Annotated in this window: 3 protein-coding genes; all 3 read right to left on the bottom strand. The window is 68.4% G+C overall.

Going from position 1 to position 5,657, the window contains the following annotated elements; translation table 11 throughout:
- Positions 1 to 106 precede the first annotated feature (106 nt).
- Positions 107 to 1,609, bottom strand: a complete 1,503-nt coding sequence (odhB, locus tag ACQ5SO_RS21105; RefSeq protein WP_430943632.1) for a 2-oxoglutarate dehydrogenase complex dihydrolipoyllysine-residue succinyltransferase — start codon at positions 1,607 to 1,609, stop codon at positions 107 to 109.
- A gap of 25 nt (positions 1,610 to 1,634) precedes the next feature.
- Positions 1,635 to 4,583, bottom strand: a complete 2,949-nt coding sequence (locus tag ACQ5SO_RS21100) for a 2-oxoglutarate dehydrogenase E1 component (RefSeq protein WP_430943631.1) — start codon at positions 4,581 to 4,583, stop codon at positions 1,635 to 1,637.
- Positions 4,584 to 4,686: 103 nt separating this feature from the next.
- Positions 4,687 to 5,472 (bottom strand): hypothetical protein, encoded by a 786-nt coding sequence (locus ACQ5SO_RS21095; protein WP_430943630.1) that lies wholly within the window; start codon positions 5,470 to 5,472, stop codon positions 4,687 to 4,689.
- Between the last annotated feature and the right edge of the window lie 185 nt (positions 5,473 to 5,657).

Raw genomic sequence — 5,657 nt, 5'->3', positions numbered from 1 at the left:
GAGGGTGGGGGGGGGGGGGGGGGGGGGGGGGTGGGTGGGGGGGGGGGGGGGGGGGGGGGGGGGGGGGGGGCCCCTCCCCCCCCCCCCCCCCCCCCCCGCGGTCGGATCACAGATCCATCAGCAGGCGGCGCGGATCCTCGAGCGCTTCTTTCACACGCACGAGGAAGGTCACCGCCCCTTTGCCGTCGACGATGCGGTGATCGTAGGACAGCGCCAGGTACATCATCGGGCGGATCTTGATCTCGCCGTCGATGACCATCGGGCGGTCCTGGATCTTGTGCATGCCGAGGATGCCCGACTGCGGGGGGTTCAGGATCGGCGAGGACATCAGCGAGCCGTAGACGCCGCCGTTCGAGATGGTGAAGGTGCCGCCCTGCATCTCGGCCATGGACAGCTTGCCGTCGCGGGCGCGCTTGCCGAGCTCGGAGATCTTCGCCTCGATCTGGCTGAAGCTCATCTGGTCGCAATCGCGCACGACCGGAACCACCAGGCCCTGCGGCGTGCCGGCGGCGACGCCCACGTGGTAGTAGTTCTTGTAGACGATCTCGTTGCCGTCGATCTCGGCGTTCACTTCCGGGATCTCTTTGAGCGCGTGGACGCAGGCCTTCACGAAGAAGGACATGAACCCGAGGCGGGTGCCGTGCTTCTTCTCGAACTCGCCCTTGTACTGGTTCCGGATCTCCATGACCGCGGTCATGTCCACCTCGTTATAGGTGGTCAGGATCGCGGCGGTGTTCTGGGCGTCCTTCAGGCGGCGCGCGATGGTGGCGCGCAGGCGGGTCATCTTCACCCGCTCCTCGCGATCCGCGTCCGAAGCGGCGACGGGCGCGCGCGGCGCCGGGGCCGGGGCGGGCGCCGCCGATTTGGCCGGGGCCGAGGCCGCCTTCTGCACGTCTTCCTTCATGATCCGGCCGTCCTTGCCGGTGCCCTGCACGTCCGAGGCGCTGATGCCCTTCTCGGCCATCATCTTCTCGGCCGACGGGGCGTTCTTGGCGCCCGCCGAGGACGCGGCGGCGGCGGGGGCGGCGGCCGGGGCCGAAGCCGCGGCGCCTTCGCCGGCGGAGATCACGGCGAGCTGCGCGCCCGCGGCGACCGTCTCGCCGTCGCCGGCGATGATCTCGGACAGCACGCCCGCGGCGGGGGCCGGGACCTCGACCGACACCTTGTCGGTCTCGAGCTCGCAGAGCATCTCGTCGGCGGCGACCGTGTCGCCGACCTTCTTGAACCAGGTCGAGACGGTGGCCTCGGACACGGATTCGCCGAGGGCCGGGACCATCACCTTGACGCTCTCGCCCGCGCCGCCCGAGGACGCCGGGGCGTCGTCGGATTTCGCGGGGGCCTCGGATTTCGCGGCCGGGGCGGCGGCGGCGCCGTCCTCGGTCAGGGTGGCCAGCAGGGCGTCGACGCCCACCGTCTCGCCCTCGGCGGCGACATGCTCGGCCAGCACGCCCGCGGCGGGGGCCGGCACCTCGACGGTGACCTTGTCGGTCTCCAGCTCGCACAGCATCTCATCGGCGGCGACGGCGTCGCCGGGCTGCTTGAACCAGGTGGCGACGGTGGCCTCGGTCACGGACTCGCCCAGGGTCGGGACCCGAACTTCAATCGTCATCTTCTCAGTCTCCTCAGGCGGTCGGTCAGGACAGCGCGTCGTTCACAAGCGCGTCCTGCTCCTGCTTGTGCTTGGTGGCGAGGCCGGTGGCGGGCGACGCCGAGGCCGGGCGACCGGCGTAGCGCGCACGCTTGGACGCGGCGTCGATGCGGTTCAGAACCCACTCGATGTTGGGCTCGACGAAGGTCCAGGCGCCCTGGTTCTTCGGCTCTTCCTGGCACCACACGATCTCGGCGCCCTGGAAGCGCTTCAGCTCCTTGGTCAGCGAGATCGCGGGGAAGGGATAGAACTGCTCCAGGCGGAGCAGGTAGACGTCGTCGATCCCGCGCGCGTCGCGTTCCTCGAGCAGGTCGTAATAGACCTTGCCCGAGCAGATCACGACCTTCCGGATCTTGTCGTCGGCGACCAGCTTGGTGTCCGAGAGGCCCATCTCGGCGTCGTCCCACAGCACGCGGTGGAAGGACGACCCGGTCGCCAGCTCCTCGATCGTGGACACGCATTTCTTGTGCCGCAGCAGCGACTTGGGCGTGACCATGACCAGCGGCTTGCGGAAGGTGCGGTGGATCTGGCGGCGCAGGATGTGGAAGTAGTTCGCCGGGGTCGAGCAGTTGGCGACGATCCAGTTGTCCTCGGCCGACAGCTGCAGGAACCGCTCGAGGCGGGCCGAGGAATGCTCCGGCCCCTGGCCTTCGAACCCGTGCGGCAGCAGCATCACCAGCCCGGACATGCGCAGCCACTTGCGCTCGCCCGAGGAGATGAACTGGTCGATCATGATCTGCGCGCCGTTGGCGAAGTCGCCGAACTGGGCCTCCCACAGGGTCAGCGCGTTCGGCTCGGCCAGCGAATAGCCGTACTCATAGCCGAGCACCGCGTATTCGGAGAGCATCGAGTCGACGACCTCGTACTGGGCCTGCCCCGCCTTGATGTTGTTGAGCGGGTAGTACCGCTCCTCCGTCTCCTGGTCGACGAGGCCCGAATGGCGCTGCGAGAAGGTGCCGCGGGTGCAGTCCTGGCCCGACAGGCGGACCGGGTAGCCCTCGGTCTGCAGCGTGCCGAAGGCCAGCGCCTCGGCGGTCGCCCAGTCGATGCCCTTGCCGGTGTCGATCATCTCGCGCTTGGTTTCCATCAGGCGCTGGATGGTGCGGTGGGCCTTGAAGTTCTCGGGGATCGTGGTGATCGCCTCGCCCACTTCCTTCAGGCGCTCCATCGGCACGGCGGTGGCGCCGCGCTGGTACTCGGCGTCCGACGGGCCCATGCCCGACCAGCGCCCGTCCAGCCAGTCGGCCTTGTTCGGGCGGTATTCCTTGGCGGTCTCGAATTCCTCGTTCAGATAGGCCTGGAAGCGCGCCTTCTCGTCCTCGATCTCGCCCTCGGGGATCAGGCCGTCCTGCACGAGACGTTCCGTGTACTTCTGCAGCGTGGTCTTGTGCTTCTTGATCTCGGTGTACATCGACGGCTGGGTGAACATGGGCTCGTCGCCCTCGTTGTGCCCGAACCGGCGGTAGCAGAACATGTCGATGACGACGTCCTTGCCGAACTTCTGCCGGTACTCCGTCGCCACCTTGGCGGCGTGCACCACCGCTTCCGGGTCGTCGCCGTTCACGTGGAAGATCGGGGCCTCGACCATCAGCGCCACGTCGGTGGGATAGGGCGAGGAGCGCGAGTTGTGGGGCGCGGTGGTGAAGCCGATCTGGTTGTTCACCACGATATGGATGGTGCCGCCGGTGCGGTGGCCCTTCAGGCCCGACAGGCCGAAGCACTCGGTCACGACGCCCTGGCCCGCGAAGGCCGCGTCGCCATGGAGCAGGATCGGCAGCACCGAGGTGCGCTCGAGATCGCCGAGCTGCGCCTGCTTGGCGCGCACCTTGCCGAGCACGACCGGGTTCACCGCCTCGAGATGCGAGGGGTTGGCGGTCAGCGACAGGTGGACCTTGTTGCCGTCGAACTCACGGTCCGAGGAGGCGCCGAGGTGGTACTTCACGTCGCCCGAGCCCTCGACCTCGTCCGGCTTGAACGACCCGCCGCGGAACTCGTGGAAGATGGCGCGGAACGGCTTGGCCATCACGCTGGCCAGCACGTTGAGGCGGCCGCGATGCGGCATGCCGATCACGATCTCCTTCACGCCGAGCGCGCCGCCGCGCTTGATGATCTGCTCCATCGCCGGGATCAGCGCCTCGCCGCCGTCGAGGCCGAAGCGCTTGGTGCCGGTGTACTTGACGTGCAGGAACTTCTCGAAGCCCTCGGATTCCACCAGCTTGGACAGGATCGCGCGGCGACCGGCCTGGGTGAACTGGATCTCCTTGCCGTAGCCCTCGATCCGCTCCTTCAGCCAGCCGGCTTCCTCGGGGTTGGAGATGTGCATGTACTGCAGCGCGAAGGTGCCGCAATAGGTGCGCTTCAGAAGGCCCACGATCTCGCGCAGCGACGCGCTTTCCAGGCCCAGCACGTTGTCGATGAAGATCGGCCGGTCCATGTCCGCTTCGGTGAAGCCGTAGGACTTGGGGTCGAGCTCGGGGTGCGGGGTCGGCGGGGTCAGCTTGAGCGGGTCGAGATCGGCGGCCAGGTGGCCGCGAATGCGGTAGGCGCGGATCAGCATGATCGCGCGGATGGAATCGAGCACCGCGTGCTTGATCTCGTCCGACGAGACCGGCTTGCCCTCGGCCTTCGCCTTGGCGGCGATCTTCTTCTCGAGCTTGGCGGGAGACGCCTCCTCCTCCCACTCGCCGGTCAGCGAGGCGGTCAGGTCGCCCTTGACCTGCGGCGGCCAGTCGGTGCGCTCCCAGCTCGGGCCCGCGGCCGCGGCGGTGGCGCCGGACGGATCCTCGGACAGGGACGCGAAGTAGCGCCGCCACTCGTCATCCACGTCGCCCGGGTTCTGGGCCCAGCGCGCATAGAGGTATTCGACGTACTCGGCGTTGTGCCCCTGCAGGAACGAAGAGGAGTGGAAGGCGTCGTTGTTGGACTGGTCGGTCATGGGTCGGTCCTTGCAAAGGTCCAGCGAAGGTCGGCGCAGGCGAAGGTCGGGGGGCGGGCGCGGTCCTGCGGGTCCGGCGCGCCGCCGTTGCGTCTTGGGCCGGCTAGAGCCACAGACCCGGCGCGACGGTTCGGGTCGCGCTGCGGATTAAGTTTTTCAGCCGGGCGGAGGCGTCGTTGTAGTCCTTCAGGGATTCCGCGCCGACGCCCAGCATGATCGGCTGCACGGTGAAGCGCGGGGCGATCGCGTCGCCCTGTTTCCAGGCGTCGTAGAGCGGCGGGAACAGCGCCAGCTCCACCACGTGCGACATCGGCCCCTGGGTGCCGACGATCGCCTTCTTCCCGTGGAAATGGCCGCGATAGCCCTCCGGGGTGAAGCCGATGATGCGGGTGTCCGCCCAGCGGTCGGTGCCGAAGCCCTTCAGGTAGGAAGGCACCAGGCGCATGTCGATATAGACGCCGAAGCCGTCGGGCGCCTTTTCGATCAGCTTCTCTATGTTCTGGATCTTGAGCCGCCCGGTGATCTTCCAGACCCGGTGCGTCTCGGGCTTGCCCGCGATATGCGCCTCGAAGCAGCGGTCCATCAGCTGCAGCTCGGAATGGCCCTTGCCCAGCTCGGGGTCGCAATCGGCCAGCGCGCTGAAGAACACGACGGGGATGTTCCGCGGGTTCTCGTCCCGGGCGATGGCCCGGAGCGAGGAGAGGTCGGAGTCCGAGTTCTCGAGAAAATAGATGCCGTCGATCTTGCCGCCGGGACGGGTCAGGTAGAAGCGCAGGGCCTCTTCATAATCCTGCAGCCGCTGGGCGGGATCGGCGCGAAGCGTCACGTTGGCCTTGGCCATGGGCGTGATCGTCGCCGTCAGCAATATCCAGTTCTCGAACCTGGGCATGTCGCCCTCCTGATGCGCGGGGAATCAATAAGACCGGAGTCTTGAACATTTTCGCCCGCGCGGCCCGGAATTTTCGCGTCGGCGCGTCCGGCGCGCCATGTTGGGGGCGGGGGGGGGGGGGGGGGGGGGGGGGGGGGGAGGGGGGGGGGGGGGGGGGGGGGGGGGGGGGGGGGGGGGGGGGGGGG

Origin of the sequence: Rhodovulum sp. DZ06 (genome assembly GCF_050586345.1) — a bacterium.
Taxonomy (GTDB): domain Bacteria; phylum Pseudomonadota; class Alphaproteobacteria; order Rhodobacterales; family Rhodobacteraceae; genus JBOCEF01.
The sequence above is the reverse complement of the archived record's forward strand: the minus strand, read 5'-3'. Positions and strand labels throughout refer to the sequence as shown.